Origin of the sequence: Bradyrhizobium sp. CSA207 (assembly GCF_029051685.1) — a bacterium.
Lineage (GTDB): Bacteria > Pseudomonadota > Alphaproteobacteria > Rhizobiales > Xanthobacteraceae > Bradyrhizobium.
In genome coordinates, this window is sequence record NZ_JAACFT010000038.1 from 34,687 (window position 1) to 51,108 (window position 16,422).

General features: G+C 60.0%; 11 protein-coding genes and 4 pseudogenes. 8 read left to right on the forward strand and 7 right to left on the reverse strand.

Going from position 1 to position 16,422, the window contains the following annotated elements; translation table 11 throughout:
* Positions 1 to 72: 72 nt before the first annotated feature.
* Positions 73 to 795, reverse strand: coding sequence for a LuxR family transcriptional regulator (locus tag GWG65_RS32905; RefSeq protein ID WP_275199655.1), 723 nt, complete (start codon positions 793 to 795; stop codon positions 73 to 75).
* Between the two features lie 506 nt (positions 796 to 1,301).
* On the opposite strand from GWG65_RS32905, the gene GWG65_RS32910 reads away from it, so the two are divergent.
* The 4 genes and pseudogenes from GWG65_RS32910 (at position 1,302) to GWG65_RS32925 (ending at position 6,044) form a co-directional block, all read left to right on the forward strand.
* Positions 1,302 to 1,487, forward strand: coding sequence for a hypothetical protein (locus GWG65_RS32910; RefSeq protein ID WP_275199656.1), 186 nt, complete (start codon positions 1,302 to 1,304; stop codon positions 1,485 to 1,487).
* Positions 1,488 to 1,647: 160 nt separating this feature from the next.
* Positions 1,648 to 1,848 (forward strand): hypothetical protein, encoded by a 201-nt coding sequence (locus GWG65_RS32915; protein WP_275199657.1) that lies wholly within the window; start codon positions 1,648 to 1,650, stop codon positions 1,846 to 1,848.
* A gap of 1,053 nt (positions 1,849 to 2,901) precedes the next feature.
* Positions 2,902 to 3,954 (forward strand): KamA family radical SAM protein, encoded by a 1,053-nt coding sequence (locus GWG65_RS32920; RefSeq protein ID WP_275199658.1) that lies wholly within the window; start codon positions 2,902 to 2,904, stop codon positions 3,952 to 3,954.
* Positions 3,955 to 4,980: 1,026 nt separating this feature from the next.
* Positions 4,981 to 6,044 (forward strand): annotated as a pseudogene (locus tag GWG65_RS32925) (FAD-binding oxidoreductase).
* Between the two features lie 1,087 nt (positions 6,045 to 7,131).
* Here GWG65_RS32925 and GWG65_RS32930 read toward each other — a convergent pair.
* Positions 7,132 to 8,297, reverse strand: a pseudogene (locus GWG65_RS32930) (IS256 family transposase).
* A 935-nt stretch (positions 8,298 to 9,232) separates the two neighbouring features.
* Positions 9,233 to 11,296 carry a recombinase family protein gene (locus GWG65_RS32935; RefSeq protein ID WP_275199659.1) on the reverse strand — a complete coding sequence of 688 codons (2,064 nt, stop codon included), beginning with the start codon at positions 11,294 to 11,296 and terminating at the stop codon, positions 9,233 to 9,235.
* Between GWG65_RS32935 and GWG65_RS32940 the strand changes: the two genes are divergently transcribed.
* On the forward strand, positions 11,295 to 11,483 hold the full coding sequence (locus tag GWG65_RS32940; protein ID WP_275199660.1) for a hypothetical protein: 189 nt from the start codon (positions 11,295 to 11,297) through the stop codon (positions 11,481 to 11,483). The genes GWG65_RS32935 and GWG65_RS32940 overlap by 2 nt on opposite strands.
* Here GWG65_RS32940 and GWG65_RS40520 read toward each other — a convergent pair.
* Entirely contained in the window at positions 11,412 to 11,753 is a 342-nt protein-coding gene (locus GWG65_RS40520) for a DUF6788 family protein (RefSeq protein ID WP_342760690.1), read from the reverse strand. The genes GWG65_RS32940 and GWG65_RS40520 overlap by 72 nt on opposite strands.
* Before the next feature lie 322 nt (positions 11,754 to 12,075).
* Between GWG65_RS40520 and GWG65_RS32945 the strand changes: the two are divergent.
* A pseudogene (locus GWG65_RS32945) lies at positions 12,076 to 12,318 on the forward strand (group II intron reverse transcriptase/maturase); the annotation flags it as partial.
* A gap of 23 nt (positions 12,319 to 12,341) precedes the next feature.
* Here GWG65_RS32945 and GWG65_RS32950 read toward each other — a convergent pair.
* The 3 genes from GWG65_RS32950 to GWG65_RS32960 are packed head-to-tail and all read right to left on the reverse strand — an operon-like array spanning position 12,342 to position 14,699.
* Positions 12,342 to 12,656: a hypothetical protein gene (locus GWG65_RS32950; protein ID WP_275199661.1), complete on the reverse strand. Its 315-nt coding sequence runs from the start codon at positions 12,654 to 12,656 to the stop codon at positions 12,342 to 12,344.
* A gap of 20 nt (positions 12,657 to 12,676) precedes the next feature.
* Positions 12,677 to 14,521 (reverse strand): recombinase family protein, encoded by a 1,845-nt coding sequence (locus GWG65_RS32955; RefSeq protein WP_275199662.1) that lies wholly within the window; start codon positions 14,519 to 14,521, stop codon positions 12,677 to 12,679.
* Entirely contained in the window at positions 14,514 to 14,699 is a 186-nt protein-coding gene (locus GWG65_RS32960) for a hypothetical protein (protein ID WP_275199663.1), read from the reverse strand. Before GWG65_RS32960 ends, GWG65_RS32955 begins: the two co-directional genes overlap by 8 nt.
* A 324-nt stretch (positions 14,700 to 15,023) precedes the next feature.
* On the opposite strand from GWG65_RS32960, the gene GWG65_RS32965 reads away from it, so the two are divergent.
* Entirely contained in the window at positions 15,024 to 15,863 is an 840-nt protein-coding gene (locus GWG65_RS32965; RefSeq protein WP_275199664.1) for a reverse transcriptase domain-containing protein, read from the forward strand.
* A gap of 118 nt (positions 15,864 to 15,981) precedes the next feature.
* Positions 15,982 to 16,124 (forward strand): annotated as a pseudogene (locus GWG65_RS32970) (transposase domain-containing protein); the annotation flags it as partial.
* Between the last annotated feature and the right edge of the window lie 298 nt (positions 16,125 to 16,422).

Here is a 16,422-nt window from a genome sequence, read left to right on the forward strand (position 1 = left end):
CGGCAACTAAGCAGAGAGCCGTAGGCAAGCATACCTGTGCAGTTGCACAGGTATGCATGGCGGGCGGGCGCTTTATTTTCGAGATTTTGATTCGGTTAGCAGCACGATGGCTTGGCGAAGCGAGCTAACACCGAGCTTCGCACGCGCGTTGTCCAAGTGAAATCCGGCCGTTCGTTCAGCGATGCCGAGAATGATCCCGATCTCCCCGGCTGATTTGCCGCGCGCGGACCATTCGAGACATTCATGCTCGCGAGGAGACAGCAACACCCCAGCGACCATTCGATCAATCGTCCAAAAGCGCTTTGCATGTGCATGGAAAAAGCTTGCGATGAGCCGCAGACTCTGGGCGTGCTCGAATAACGAGCGCTCAAAACTCGTTCGATGCTCGTCGGTAGCAAAGCTCAACGCGGCGATCGCGCCATGGTCATCGTGGATTGGGAATGTAAATCCGCAGCGAATCCCAAATTTGGCGGCTTCTTCGAACAGCGTGCGTTCTGAATCCGATCGGCTTCTCGGCCCGATTCCAAGTCCCCATCGGAAAGGTTTAGGCTCGCGCATCGCCCGGCGTACCACCGGATCGATGGACTCGTACCCGCGCTGCAGATAAAGAGCGGTCCAGGAAGATGGATATGTCGAGATTAGGTTCGGGGGACCGCCGGGCCTTCTCGGCAAAGCAAGATATGCGAAGCAAGACAATCTCAACGCAGCGGTGACATCAGCCATGCTCTGTTGAGCTTCATTTGGGTGTGAGCTTTCGGTCAATCGCTCAGCAAACTTCTGAAAAACCCGATCCATCTTTGATGAACCCGCAGGCCTCCTCGTAAGCGCTACTCGCATTTCCGAATCGAGCATCGCTGCGAATGGGGCAAAACAACGAAGAAGTTGATGGCGAGTGCCCTGACTAGGGCCGTGACCAGCCGAGATCCGTGTGGTCACTCTGCTATCATCACTGCGAACTTGATCTGTCCCGGGTCGGCTCTTCGAAATCCTGCAAGCGTGCCGCGAAGATCGCCGGATTACTGCACGGTTTGGGCTTCCGAGCTGCAGGCTTGTACCGTTCTTCCGATTACAAAGAACCGCTCACTAAGGAGATTGCAAATGAAGGTCGGTGTTCGTAAGAAATCAAGACGCACGAATACCCTGTGGGCCTGACGTTTCGAGCCGTCCGCGAAATACGTGGCCAGCTACAGCGTACTGGCCGAAGCCAACGCCGGAATTGGCTCGACAAATGACTACTATCGCGAAGCTGGTGCGACGATCGAGCCTCTACTCGCGAGGTGTTCGCGTCCAGCGAGATGATCGTGAAGGTCAAGGAGCCTCAGCCATCCGAACGGACGCAGCTGCGAGAAAACCAGATCCTCTTCACTTATCTGCATTTGGATTCGGATCCGGAGCAGGCGAACGGCATTGTCAAGTCTGGTTGCACCGACATTGCCTATGAAACCGTGACTGACGCGCACGGTAAGCTTCGGCTGCTTTCCCGATGAGCGCCGGAGGAAGATTTGCGATCGAAGCGGCAGGCGCGGCGCTGAAGCGATACGCTCGTGGATGGGCGCTGCTAATCGGCGACGTTCCGGGCGTCCAACCCACACGCATCGTGTAATCGGAGGGGCGTATCGGCACTCACGCTCGAGGATGGCGGCAGGCTTGGGTGCCGAGGTCACGGTCCTCACCGTTCAATTTCCCCAGCTTGGCGAACTGGATGACCTGTTCGAAGGGCGAGTTCGTACCGGATTTTCGACGATAGAGTCCGTTGAAGAGGTGGTATTCGCGCTGAATGTCGTCATTGGCACGTCCTGCCTCTCCCGGCGCGAGCGCGCCGAAATTTGTCAGCCGCGGGCATGTTGAGCTCCATGCGCAAAGGCTCCATCATCGTGGACCTAGCAATCAGGAGATGCACTTTGCCGACCCAGCGCGAGGTATGAGCACTTCGTGGAAGCTTGGCGCCCGCGGCGCCAGAAGAAAAGGCGCGCGCGGGCGCCTCAATTCGCCAACGCTCGAACAGCCCTGCCGGCGATGCCTACCGGCTGCCCGCCGCTCGTCGCTACGAGCTCAACCGCGCACGAAATATCAATCGCCCGTTCAGGAAGACAGCTCTCATCCGCCCGGCGATCTTGTCGACCCAATGTTTGGATAGGGACCGCCGCCAAGCGAGACGTCGGATCGCCATTCGCGGATGGGAAGATGGGTGTCTGTCTCCATGCAAGTCCGTCGGCGACGGTCCAAAAAGCTGCAAGCAACGCCTCGCATGATGCTTGTGCCCCAGGCAGACGACAAAGAACATGCGCCTCACATTTGCAATTGCGGCAAAATGGATTGCGCAGCTCCTGCGAGGACTCGTACGAGAGGTCCATCGGTAAGCACGTTTCTCGGCGTAGCGGAGAAGGTCGTCAATGCTGATCGAGTTGTATGCGAGGCCCTCCATCACCGCGCATGCAATAGACACCTCGATTTGGGTGCCGATCCCGCTGCGCGCCCGCTCCAGAAGCGCCAGCACCGTGGCCGAAACTGCGACCGCCATCACGTTCTCTGTCGCTACTGCATCCTCCATCTTGGCACAGCGAGGCGAATCTAATGCGAATCTAGGATTGCGGAACTTGTGACTCGGGACGCTTGCGTGAGGTTGGCTAGTTCGACTGGAGCGGCGACGCGCGACAAGCCGGAGTGATCCCGCTACCGCCCGGGAACGCTCCGCCTCCCTCGATAGCTGCTAACTGCCAACACCGGCTTCCAAAATACGATTCCAAGTTTCCTCACCAAAGTAGATAGGTTTCGATCCTTTGTTCATGTTGTACCACTAGTGAGTGAATCGCCGCGCCGGTGGACGCAGCCCATCACGACCGGACAAGGTGCAGCAAAATGACAAGAACAGCCAATCCGCCGCCTGTTAGGGGGCATGTCATGAAATTCATCGAAGGGACGCGCGTCACTACCGATGGTGAACTGCAAGCCAACAACATCACACGCTATCATGTCACAAAATACTACCGCGATCAAATTTCCGACAGCGGTCATTACGAGCAGCTTAAACACATTGTGGAGCCTTCAGTCGAGGAGTTCGAGACTCGTGGCAGTTTAGATACGAGCGGCGAGCACGATAACACGGTCGTGCTCGGCCTCCAGCATAAATACGCCCGGACCGGGTTGTTACTGGTAACAGACCGTTGCGCTTCATATTGCCGTTATTGTTTTCGCAAACGCATAGTCGGCAAGGAGTCCGATGAAATTGCACCTGATTTCGCTAAGGCTGCCCAATATATTCGCCATCATCCTGAGATGACGAACGTGCTGCTATCGGGAGGCGATCCGTTCGTGCTCAGGACCGCCAAGCTCAATATGATCCTTGATCACTTGCTGCCAATCAGACATTTGGAATCAATTCGATTCGGGACAAAAATGATGGCCTTTGAGCCCAAGCGTTTTGATGATTCGGCTCTACCGGCATTGTTCCAACGAATCCATGAAGCGGGTAAGACTTCAATAATCGTTACACATTTCGATCACATCGGTGAGATTTCGGTCGATGCGGAGCGCAAAGTCCGGTCTTTGCGCGCACAGGGAGTGCAATTCCTCAATCAATCCGTGCTTCTCGCGAAAGTCAACGATGATCCCGATATCTTGGCAGCGACCTTTGCCAAATGTCACCAAATCGGAGTGCGCCCCTACTATCTCTTTCAGGGCAGGCCGGTGAAGGGGGCATCGCACTTTCAGGTTCCATTGCGTCGCGGGGTAGAGATTACGCGCGGCATCAACCAACGTCTCAGCGGTATCGAGAAGACATTCAAATACATCATGTCCCACTACACGGGAAAAATCGAGATCCTCGACTTGGGAGATGATGGACGGGTGTATATGCGATATCATCAAAACAAAGTGCCCGAAAAGATTGGAAGGATATTCTCCCGGCCACACGTCGAGGCAGCTTGCTGGTTGGACGATTTGCCCGAAGGATGAGATCGGAGGGTACGCAATGCTGAAGTTTGTGTGTCAGTTCAGCAGATCGATCATAAGGTTCGGTGAAGCCATCACTCGGAGTTGGCATCGCTCGCCTCACCCAAGAAGCGCAGCGGGCGGCGGAGAAAGGGTGGCGTGCATCCCCTTGATGGGCCTGAGCATCGTCAGGCCCCGTGGCGTAGCGCCTCGTTCTTGGTAGCGATCATTCCTCGAGCCAAGGCTCGCGGGCTCGATCGTCAGAGCCCGCACCAGCCTGCGCCAGCGAGCGGCAGGCGGAACTAAGCGAGCGTCTCCTCATGTTCTCCTCGACCCAGCTGGATCGGCTTCGGGAATTTGCCACCGCTTTGGCAAGCCAGGCCGCCACATCGCGTCGCACCTCGGAGAGGCGGAGCCGGTCGTACATCCAGCGCAACTGGAGCAGGCAGTCGCCGTCGAGTTGCGAGGAACATAGTCGAGCGCGTTGCGCGAGAAGTGCACATCATAGCGCCGCCAGAGCACGCCTGAGAGAACTCCGGGATCGCCTTCCTCAGTCCGAGGTGACCGTCCCGCGCCGCTTCAAGCATACAAGGACCTCAACAGCGTGCCGCGATGGGCTCAGCTGCGACTTAAGGCATGCCGATTGCAAGCGGGGCGAAATGCTGGCGCCCTGTTCACAAATAGAAAGCGGCGGAGGCGTGATTACTGCGGGAGGCGATCGGCATGGCCGTTTCATATTGCCGTTGCCGGTTTGGCGAGAAGGAGCTGCAGGGGGGATGAAGCATTTGCAATAGGCGAGCCGCCGATGGTGATTTCGTGTGCGCAAGGTTCTCGATCGCTGGTTTGAGCTCCGTCCACCCAACGGCGCAGCTTGGGCTTCGCGCGAGTGGCGGCTGGCATCGAACGTCTTGCCTATGTTGACTAACAAAACACGTCCCGAAGAGACCTGATGCTTGACTCTTGTGGGGGCGATTTCGAACCGAGAGCATTGAAGACCATAAACTAAGTGGAACGACTAGAAACGATCTGAGATCGCACGGACTGTGGGAGATGACTGCTTTACCCGCGCCTTATACCGGCACACTGCTAGGCGACGCAGAGGCCGATGTCGTTGTGATTGGAGGAGGATGCCTGATATGCTCGCAGAAGCTTGGCTCGCCATTCGGGGAACGGTTGATCGAACTGCTCGGCCATGGACCACAAAAGGTTTTCGAACTGATCGAGAAGTATAAGATCGAATGCGAAGCTGTGCACGCCGGCACTCTGCATTGCGCCGTCGGACGCAAGGGCTTGCAGGAGATCGAGACCGTGCCGAACAATGGCAGAAGCGCGGTGCTGCAGTAGTCGTGCTCAAAGCGGAAGAGACCCCCGGCACGGTACAGCCGTTCGCTTACGTGCGTGGCCTGTGTCGCGTCGCGCTCGCGGCAGGAGTTAGAATCTTCACTCAGAGTGAGGCCCTCACCGCCAGTGATACCGGTTCGCGTTGGAGGATTGGCACGGCAACGGGATCTGTGAATGCTGAGTGGGTGATCGTCGCTACCGATGCTTACGGCAAGGGGCCTTGGTTACAGATTCGTCAGGAGCAGATCCACTTGCCTTATTTCAATTTTGCACCGGACCTCTACCAGAGAATCTGAGGGCCTCAATTTTTGCCCGAGCGTCAAGGGGCGTGGAAAACACCCAAAATGTGCTCTCCTCTTTTCGCTTGGATCACTCTGGGCGCCTCATTTTCGGCGGCGTCGGGGCTCTCAAGGGCGTTAGTGCCAGCGTTCATCGGGCTTGGGCTCTGAGGTCCCTGCGCATCCTATTTCCGCAGCTCCGTGATCTCCGGTTCGAAGCCGGCTGGTTTGGCTCGATTGGAATAACTTCGGACAACCTGCCGCGCTTTCACAAGCTGGACCGAAACGTGATCGCCTTCAGCTGTTACAACGGGCGGGGCAGCACCTGGCACACTCTTTGGCAACGTATTGGCTAGTTATGTCCAAGGTCAAATTACTGAAGAAGATCTGCCGCTTCCGACTACTGCCGTCGCAGCGCAATGGTTTCGTGCCGCTCGGGAGGCCGTATATAGGGCGGGGTCTCAGCTTTTTCATCTAGCTGAAGTGCGGCCCTGACTACCTGAAGCATTGTCGCTGGACGTGCACCGGTCGCGGCTGGCGCGCGGATCAGGGCTAACCGCGCCAATGTCGTCACTCCAGAACTGCTCATCGAAAGCACGGCGCAGTTTCTCAGTTCAATTCGATTTATATCTCCTTAGGGCAAAATGTTTCTGGGGCATAGTTGTGTGCAACAAGTTGTCCTCGGCAGAACATTCCTGAGGCGCTGGACGCCTATCGCATACTGTCGTCGATCGGCTTCGACAGTTTCAGAATCATGCGATGCTCGTGGCGAGTATCGCTATCGACAACGAAAACGCATTTTTTTAACTCGGATGAGGAGACTAGAGAGCCGTCCAGGCGACCCTGATCGCAATGGCTGCGCAGACGTCGACACGCCTCGATCTGCCGACCCAATTCCCGTTGGTACGGCAGAGATGCGGCGGAACGTTAGATTCGCCGAGTGCGACTGTTGTCTCGCTACGGGCTGTCTCTCCACAAATGGAACGTCCCTCCCGATCCCTACGCGATCGGTGGATCCCGACAGCCACAAGTTTGTTGTCCGCAAGCTCAGGTGCCATGGTTTCACGTAGAGACTGATTGACAAGTCGCCCTCAAGAACTACCAGGCGAGCAGCGGCCGCGCCCACTGTTCAATGCAGAATGCAGCTACCCGTTCTCAACAATATTCAGAGCCGTGTCCTCGCTTGCGCATAATCAAGGCAACGGTCGTTCGCTACTTCCCGTGACTTCAGTGGAGTCGACGTTGGCTGTCACGATCCGTCCGGAAATCACCAGCGGACGCGAAGCGCACTCGACGGGAGCAGTGTGGCTAAAGGAACGAGGAGACGGAGGGCAGACGGAAGTTCTGTGCTCGGGGTTGGATGCGATCGTTGATGATGTTGCCCCGGGCGGCCGCCTTGTGGGGTTAGCTCGAGTGCTGTGTATAGCTTTTGTGGACGGCAGTAAGTGCAGTGCTCAGGTTGAGATTCGAGGTTGTTGAGACTGGCCGGCGTCGTCGCTGGATGCATGACGAGAAGATCGTGTCCCCTGGCGTGGTGTAACTGGCGGCGGGTCACCGCGTTCACCGGCGACAGCCGGGCTGGTCAGCTGGCCATGGCCGGAAGGCTGACGGTCGGATCATCGCTCAAGGGCGCGATGGTTTCCAGCGTCATGTAACGGGCGCGCTAGACGGCCCATTCATCATTCTGTTCGAGCAGGATCGCACCGATAAGGCGGACGATGGCGTCCTCATTGGGGAAGATGCCGACCACCTCGGTGCAGTCGCTTGATCTCCGTTGAGACGTTCGATGGTGGAGTGCAGCTTGGTCCGATGCTGCGGTGGGAACGTCATGTGAGCGAGCACATCGGTCTCGGCCTCGTCCAGGAAGGTCGCGAGCTTGGGCAGCTTGGGGCGGAGTTGATCGGGACCCGGCGCCACTGGGCGCTGGCCGCCGCCGCATCATCCTGGGCAAATGCGGTGGCAATGACGGCGGAGACGACGCGCCGGCATGCGCCAGCGCGTTGCGCATGAAGTGGACGCGGCAACGCTGCCAACTTGCATTGAGCACCTTGGCCACGGTGGCCTTGATGCCCTCATGGGCGTCGGAGACGACCAGCTTGACGCCGCGCAGGCCGCGGCGGGCGAGCTTGCGCAGGAACGCGGTCCAGAACGTCTCGGCCTCAGAGGGGCCAATATCCATGCCGAGAACCTCGCGTCGGCCGTCGCTGTTGACACCGACCGCGACGATCACCGCGACCGAGACGATGCGGCCTTCACGTAGGTGGCGTCGATCCACAGATACGGCCAGTCGCCCTTGATTGGACGGGCGAGGAAGGCCTTCACCTTGTCGTCGATCTCGCCACACAGTCGGCTCACCTGGCTCTTGGAGATGCCGGTCATGCCCATCGCCTGCACCAGATCGTCCACCGAACGGGTCGAGACGCCCTGCACGTAGGCCTCCTGAACCACGGCGGTGAGCGCCTTCTCGGCCATGCGGCGCGGCTCCAGGAAGCCCGGGAAGTAGGAGCCTTTGCGCAGCTTTGGGATGCGCAGCTCGACCGCGCCGGCACCGGTCTCCCAAATCCGGTCGCGGTAACCGTTGCCCTGGGCCAGGCGTTCGGGGTCTTCTCACCGTAGGCGGCCCCGGTCTGGCTTTCGACTTCCAGCTCCATCAGGGCGCTGGGCGGCAAAGCCGATCATCTCGCGCAACAGATCGGCATCGGGGGTCTTCTCCACGAGCGAGCGCAGGTTCATCATGTCGTCGGTCATCGGTGGTTCCTCGGTTGCGTTGGCGTGTCGCAACCTGATCCTACCGGAGAACTGCCGGTGACCACCGCAAAGCCGCCCGCCCGCTACGGCGCTATGTGAGGCGCGCGTCCGGGCGGCTTTGCTCTACCGAGCTACACCACCACCGGGGAGTACGTCATGCCCAGCTGATGAATGCTTGTGGGTGCAAGTCCCATCCGGCCAAGGCCGAAGCAGGCAGGCCGGAACCGAGTCTTGCGGGCGTCGCGGCAACGCGGGTCTGAAGTGTAGACAGGAGCCATGCGGGTGCGGGAATGAGCCTCGAAAGGTGGATGTTCGCGCAGGCCGAGTGTGTTCCCTAAACCCGAAGGCAGCGTGAGCATCGTCGTTATGCGAGACGATGCCGCTCCGTCGGGTCGATGGCCGGATCACGCATGGAAGGTAATCATCGGAACATGAGGCCCGACCGGGTCCGTTGGATTGGTCTCCAACGGGGGCAGCGGCAAAGGCACTGCCAGAGCCGCGGTTCGAGCTGAGGTCGGGAGTCGGACTGATCCATAGTACCTGTGAAGTCGTCGAAGGAAACGAGACGCATGGAGGGAAGGGACCAGCCCGAGGGGAGCCCGCGCGGAGCCGGGTTGCCTTGCCGCCGAACCTCGAACGGGTGGACGCGGCGGCCAAGCAGGCTGCCCAAACCCGGTTCACAGCCTTGCTGCACCACGTCGAAGAGGACGCTCTGCTTCTGGCGTTTCGACGACAAAAGCGGCAGGCCAGCGCGGGGGTCGATGGGGTTAACGGTGGCGAAGTACGAAGAGAGGCTGACGGATAACATTCGCGACCTCTGCGGGCGGGTCCACACTGGTCGCTATCGGCCACAGCCGGTGCGACGAGTCTACATCCCCAAAGCCGATGGCGGTAAGCGGCCTCTCGGTGTGCCGACGCACCGCGCATAATACACCTCATACAGTTTGCGTTGGGGATGATGGATGAAGATGCCAGGAATTTGCCACCCATTTTCGCAGACGTCGATCAACAGTGTTATCAATCGCGATGGCGTATGGCGCATTTGGTTTGCGCTGCACCGCTGAGACAACGCCGCGCTCGATCCAGTAGTGGACGATCCACGGGCTGACGCCATATCTCTCACGAACTTGGCTGACTGTAAGCGTTCCGGTGGGAAGCGACGGGCCGGGGATAAGATGCTTAAACCGGATCCAACGTACGATGCTGACCGTGAAGGGCTTGCCGGTTGAGCTTGTCAGCCCTTCGCCATTGAGCCGTCGGACGATCTCTTCATCATCGTATTGTTCCGCCATCGTGCGGATTTTAGCAACAAAGGTGTCGGGATAACGGATTGCCTCGGCGCGGTTTGGCTGGCGACGGACATCGATCGTTTCGGTCGCTCCGCCTTGCCAACGAATTTGCAAATGCAACAGCTTGGGTTCTGTACCCTTGACGACGCTGACATCACGGATCAACAAACGCAGCATTCGCTTGCGGTCGCAGGCTGAAGTGGTTGGTGCCTTCCAAAGTCGAGGAAAGTCTTTGCCGAGCTGTAGAACTTGCTGCTTTTGTTCAGGTGTAAGGCTGCGCATTACTTGACGCTCCAAGTCGGCGACCTCAGCCTTGAGTTCGATCATCCGCTGCATAGCGTCGTTCCAGCGCTTTTCGAGCGTGCTGGCAACCAGGCGATTGCTGGGGTCGGCCTCCTCATAGCGGCGTTCTGCCAAGTCAGCATCGTAGCGGGCCCGCTCGATCCTTCGGTGCCATTGCGCAGAAATCGCTTTGTCGCGCGCTTCCAAATGGGTCAGCGCTCCGAGTGCAAGTTTGATTGTCAGTGGCGTAACGGCGGTCAACAAACGCGCAGCGATGGCGTCATCCAGCGGCTTTGCCGGCAAAGACATGCAGCGACGAAGCGGCGATGCATCGCGACTTCTCGAGTTGCAGTCATAGCTCGGGTAAAGACCGCCGTTACCGGTATAGCGTGTACTCAGACGCCGCCCGCAAATGCCACAGAGCAACATGCCCTGCAGCAAGCAGAGACCCTCGCGAGCAGGCCCAGCGAGAACCTCGCTGTTGGTCCGGTTCGCTGCGAGGCGACTGCGATTGGCGAGGAATTGATCCCAGGTGATGTAACCCGGATGGTGGTTCGGAATAACAACACGCCACTGATCTTGTGGCATCTGGCGCGATTGAGTACAGATCTCGCCAGTGGGGCCGATCTTCTTGCAGGATTGATATCGACCAAACACGTAAGTGCCGGCGTAAGATGGATTCGCAAGAACGCCGATCACCCGTGAATGGGTCAACCGACCCCAGATGAGTTTGCCATCCCACACCCCGCCGTACGATCGACGCGGAAAGAGAAGGCCGATCTGGTGGAAGCGTTGAACCACAGCGTAGGCACTGTTCTCTTGCTCGAACAGCGTGAAGACCGCCCTGACGGCACCTTGCACTTCTTGGTCGGGATCGAGAACGATCTTGTCGTCGTCAAATACCAAACCAACTGGCAATGGAAAACGCAACTCACCTTTCTGCGCTCTGTTGAGTTTGGCACCGTGGAGGCGCGCGCGAATGATGTGCAGTTCTGCTTGCGCGAACGTGCCTTTCATGCCGAGGACAAGGCTGTCGTTGAAGTCGGACGGATCGTAGCAGCCATCTCCGTCGAACACCAATGTCTTGGTGACAGCGCACAGTTCCAGCAATCGATGCCAGTCCTTGTTCGAGCGTGCCAAGCGCGAAGACTCCAGAGAGAAGATCGCACCGACTTGCCCCATCGCCACATCGCTCACAAGGGTCTTGAAGTCGTCGCGTTTGGTCGTCAGTTCTCCCGACTGGGCAAGATCCCCATCGAGGATTCGGATCTGCTCCGGCGTCCAGCCAAGTGACCTCGCTTGGTCCGCTAGATTGTACTGTCGCTCTGTGCTCTCCTGATTGAATCGCACTTGCGCCATCGTCGATTGACGAATGTAGATGCAGGCTTTTCGCGTCAGATGATGATCGGCAATCTTCGGATTCAGCATGATCGGCTCCTTCCGCATTGAACGGCAGGGCGCCTGCAGCAAGATAGGATTCGATCATGTTGGCGATGATGGCGCCCGCCTTGGCAAAATCGAGCGTTGCGACAGCCGGATCCATTTAGTCGAGACTCTCGCGGCGGCGCAGAAGCTCGGCATTGATCGCGCAAATCTCGTTGAGCATCTCCTGTAGTTTGCGGTAGTTGGTGAGAAACGCAGCGACTTGGGAGTAAGTCGCGTTCGGCACATAGCCGAGGCGCGGGCGTTCGCCGGTTCGGGCGACCGTGGACAAGTATCGCTTGGGCCCGTGCCCGGGCCCGTCGATGCAATGACAATTGGGTCGACCACACCGCTTGTAGGTCTCGATCAGTGACCCACGTATCACCTGCTCGATTGGTGGCAGGGTCCGCACCAGTTGGTGGCGGCGTCTGCGTAGAGCCGCGGAAGAAGAAGTGTTCTTCATGTTCGTCGGACAGAATCAAAACGATGTCCGAGTGAGTCAGAACTCGAGTCATCGGTCAAGCCTCACTTCTTGTGTTTCAACGAACAGACGAGTTGGCTAAGCGCCAGCGCGCCGGTGGCATCGAAGAGCAATGGCTGTTGGCCATTGATAGGCTCACCCGGGGTGCCGGGAGGTGCCCAGTCAGTCCATTCGCGTGGGACTGCAAACGAGCCCCTCTCGGCATGGCGCAGGCTCAACGTCTCTACGCCTGAGACCTTCCTGATCTTCAGCACAACGAACTGATGACCTCGAAGTGGATGAAAGGGGTGGGTGATCTCGGCCGATCCCAAAGGCTGACCGGGCCGATGTGCAGTTCGAAGTAACCGTGCCGGCGCTAGAGGACAAGATTGTCCAAAGCGCGGTAGTCAAGGTGCTGAGCGCCGTCTACGAGGTCGACTTCCTCGGGTTCTCCTACGGCTTCCGGCCGGGGCGGAATCCTCATATGGCGCTTGACGCCTTGCACACGGCGATCATGAGCCAGCGCGTCAACTGGGTGCTCGATGCCGACATACGCAACTTCTTGGACACCGCTTCATATTACCCCCCGGTTCATGAGGTTTGCTCGAAGAGCTCGGATTGCCGGGTTATCACCTTGATCCGGATTCCCTTTTTCCTGCCATTCGTGACGTGCACGACTTCGAGCTCGCCGCGCTTGACACGCTGCAACACGGTTTGGCGCGAGACACAGAGCTTGCGGGTTGCCTCGTGCATGGTCACGAAGCCGTCCCCAGCAGTCTCGCTGAATCGGGCGATGAGGTCCTCGGTCAGGCGAATGCGCCAGGGTGCGCCGGGCGTCAGTTGCTCGCCCGGAATGATGCCGTCGTTGAGCCAGCGGTGCAAAGTCGAAGGGGCGACGCCGAGCACGACCCCGGCCTTGCTGATGGTCAGCAGTTCCCCTCCGGCTTGCTCGGCCTTCGGCTCGAAGCACGGGTATCCCAGTGGCGACGCAGATTGCCGACGCGGCTTGCCTCGAAGCGATGGCCGTATGCTGTGGTGCGCCCCTGGCGATTGAGAATGCCGGCGATCACGGCGTCGGGATAATGCCCCGCCAACCGGCGGACGAGCGCGATCGTGTCCTCATCGGTGCGTATCGTGGCCGGCCGCGAGCGCGGCAGCGCGAGATCGATCTCGTTGAGCGCGCCGCCCTTCCAGCGCAGCGTGAGGTGGGCTGCAGCCTTGTCGCGCTCGACCTTTATGATGACCTCCTCGAGCAATGCTCGCAGCAGCTCTTTCCTGTCACGCGGCGTGGTCGTTGCCGCGTGCCAGACGGTGGGAAGATCGGGCCCGAGTGCGAGCAGACGGTCGCGCTCCTCTTGGGAGAGCACGCGTGGACGCTCCCGTTCGCGGCGTGCAAGCTCGGCCTTGGCGGCTTCGCTCAAGCCCTCCCCCCACTCGCGCTCCAGGCCGCGAGCGACCAACCGGTTGTCTGGATCGACGGCACGGTAGCGGCGCTCGGCGCGGCTTGCTTCGTAGCTTGCTCGCTCGACGCCGAGACGCCATTGCTTGAGCGAGGTCTCGCGATCTGCTTCGAGCCGCTCGGCAGCGGCGAGCGTGGCAGCGAGCTTTGCCGGCTCGAGGGCGGCGCTGAAGGCCCGCGTGACGGCCTCGTCGATCTGAATGCCGCCAATGTTGAGGCAATAGACGCCGCGGCCCTCGACCAGGATCTTGCCGGGGCAATGATACCCAGGTGCGGAACGGCGCCCGCGATAGTGCGCGTGCAAGCGGCGTCCGCAGTGCCCGCAGCTGGCAAGGCTCTGCAGCAGGGCGCTGCCCTCCCTCACGGCGCCGCCCACTTTGTGCGGTCCGGGGCGGGTGTTCTTGGCGATGCGATCCTGGTTGGCCTCATAGGTCTGCCAATCGATGAACCCGGGATGATGGTCCGGGATGAGTACCTGCCACTCGGAGCGCGGCAGTTGTCGCACGCGCTTTGTGCGTGCACCCGCTGCATCCAGCCTCGTCTCCTGACGTGATTTGCCATAGGCGTAAGCGCCAGCATAGACGGGATTTGTGAGCACGTGGTGGATGGCAGTGTAGCTGGCCTCGACCCAGCGGATCTCTGCGTTCTGGTGCATCTGCAGAGGGAATGTGAGCCCTTCCGAGCGAAACCATAGCCAGACGCGGCGCGCCGAGCCCGTCTCGGCGAAGCGCGCGAAGACGTTGCGGACGGCGGTGACAATGGCCTCGTCGGGGTGGAAGCGGACCTCGCCATCGGCCTCGCCCCAGACAAAGCCGACCGGCAATCCTCGGCGGAGTTCACCGCGTGCTGCCTTGTTGCGAATGCCGCCGTTGAGGCGGGCCCTCAGCACATGCAGCTCGGCCTCGCTCATGGTGCCCTTGAGCCCGAGCAGGAGCCGATGATTGAAGAGGGCGCCGATCAGCGTGTCGGTGAGGCCGCCGAGGTCGATGAGGCGGTGCCAATCGGCGTTGTTGCGCGCCAGGCGCGAGACCTCGAGTCCGAGCACGAGGCCGACGTGGGCGAGTGCGACTTCGGCGGTGAGGCGGGCGAAGCCCGATCTCGCAACAAAGCTGGAACCGGAGAGCCCGAGGTCCTCATCGATGACGATGATGCGATCATTGGGCCAGCCAAGTTCACGGGCTTTGGCGGCAAGCGTATACTGTCGATCGGTCGACTCGCGATTGTGCTCGACCTGGACGGCGCTCGACTGGCGCAGGTAGACGATGGCGTGTCGGGACAGATGGCTGGCCGTGATCTTGGCGCGTTCATTCATCGCTTGCCTCCCTCGTCGAACTGGCCGAGATCATGCGGGCGATGAGACGTGCGAGGATCTCGAGCGCTGCGACGCGCGAGGCTTCGTCGAGCTGCTCCCACGCCGTCGCCGACGGGGCTGCTGGAAAGGGGTCCGGTGGAAGATCGGGGCGGTCGAGAAAGGCCAGGTTCAGTTGCATGGTTGCTCTCCTTGCACTGCACCGACTCGACGGGTCGGTCGTAGAGAGCGTCAATGATCTTGCGCAGGTGGAGCAAATCGCCAAGCCGGCCGAGATCGTGCGCACCACCAGCATCGTTCGCCGGCGTTCGCCTTGCCTGCTCGGCGTTCCAATCGGGCCAATTGGCCGGAATCACCGAGCGGCTACCGTCTGGCAAGACCACGAGAACGAGGAGGACGCCGCGCCGCCGGATGCTGCTGATCACGGCCAGCGACTGGCCTTCGAAGGCGTGGCGCTCGCGGGTGATGGTCAGCGAATCTGGAATATCACGGTGATGGGTAGTCTGTGGCCGCTTCCTTCGACTCGGTCGACCACGAGTGGCTGCTGCGGATCGTGGCGCACAGGATCGCCGATCCTCGCATCTTGCGGCTCATAGAGCTGTGGCTGCGGGCCGGCGTTCTTGAGAGCGGCCAGAAGCATGAAACGGACAGGGGTACCCCGCAGGGGGTGGGCATCAGTCCGCTCCTCGCCAACATCTTTCTGCACTACATCCTCGACCTCCGGACCCATCAATGGCGCCGTCGCCGCGCACGCGGTCGCGTTGTGGCCGTGCGCTATGCGGACGACTTCGTCATGGGCTTCGAGAGCAAGGCGGATGCGCAGGAGATGCTCTTGGCCCTCAAGGCGCGGCTGGCCAGCTTTGGCCTGATGCTTCATGAGGGCAAGACGCGGTTGATCGAGTTCGGTCGGTTTGCGGCCCTCTCGCGTCAGCGGCGCGGCGAGCGGAGACCCGAGCCCTTCGCCTTCCTCGGCTTCACCCACTACTGCGGGCGGACCCGGGACGGCCAGTTTATCGTGAAGCACAAGACGGAAGGGAAACGCCTGACGCGCAAGCTGACGGCGTTGCGCCAGGAGGCCTGGCGGCTCATGCACGCGTCACTGGCCACCCAGCACGAGTGGTTCGCCGCTGTGCTGCGTGGACACTACGGTTACTACGGCAGGCCGCACAATTATCCAGCGTTCAGCGGCTTCTACCGCGAAGTGCGTCGGACCTGGCTGCGCTGTCTGAGACGGCGCAGTCAGAAAAGTCGGCGCATGGGCTGGTCGGAGTTCGATGCCCTGACGGCACGCTTCCGTCTGCCCGTTCCACGCATCACTCGCACTTGGGCGCAGGCGCGGATATGACGCGGGTTACCCTCGGGAAGAGCCGGGTGCGGGAAACCCGCCTGCCCGGATCTGTGAGGGCGAAGCCAAATGGCTGAGCTACTCGACCACGACCTGACGAGAAGCTCAGATCGTTTTGGATAGCGGCGGCGACCGTGCTGCCGTGATATACAGCCTGATCACCGCCAAGATGAAAGACGTAGATCCAGAACCCCGGATCGCCGACGTCCTGGCGTGCATCGCTGCGCATCCTGTTAAAAGGTCGACGAAGTGCTTCCGTGAAGTTGGCGCGGCCGAAACAAGCAAATCAATCAGCGAGCCTGGGCGAATATCCTTCGGTCTTCACGGGAACGTTCATATGAGACACGTGCTGTGATGCTGGCATCTATGCAACCACCTTAGCCGGGTCTGAGTATTGTGCTCCGTCGTCCAGAGCAAGCACGGGAACGCGGGCTCACGCCAGCGAGGGCCGGCTTCCATCGCGGCTGCAGTCCAAGCCTCTTTGCTGATCAGCCCGGCAGGTGGTGCAGAGCGGCGATCCAGTGTTTTCCAATTTGTTCTATTCTAGACTCGACAGCTC

Bases quoted from the DNA above. Each gene is read 5' to 3' on its own strand.
- GWG65_RS32905 (WP_275199655.1), bottom strand. From the start codon at position 795: ATGGATCGGGTTTTTCAGAAGTTTGCTGAGCGATTGACCGAAAGCTCA.
- GWG65_RS32920 (WP_275199658.1), top strand. From the start codon at position 2,902: ATGAAATTCATCGAAGGGACGCGCGTCACTACCGATGGTGAACTGCAA.
- GWG65_RS32940 (WP_275199660.1), top strand. From the start codon at position 11,295: ATGATCGGCTCCTTCCGCATTGAACGGCAGGGCGCCTGCAGCAAGATA.
- GWG65_RS32935 (WP_275199659.1), bottom strand. From the start codon at position 11,296: ATGCTGAATCCGAAGATTGCCGATCATCATCTGACGCGAAAAGCCTGC.
- GWG65_RS40520 (WP_342760690.1), bottom strand. From the start codon at position 11,753: ATGAAGAACACTTCTTCTTCCGCGGCTCTACGCAGACGCCGCCACCAA.
- GWG65_RS32955 (WP_275199662.1), bottom strand. From the start codon at position 14,521: ATGAATGAACGCGCCAAGATCACGGCCAGCCATCTGTCCCGACACGCC.
- GWG65_RS32960 (WP_275199663.1), bottom strand. From the start codon at position 14,699: ATGCAACTGAACCTGGCCTTTCTCGACCGCCCCGATCTTCCACCGGAC.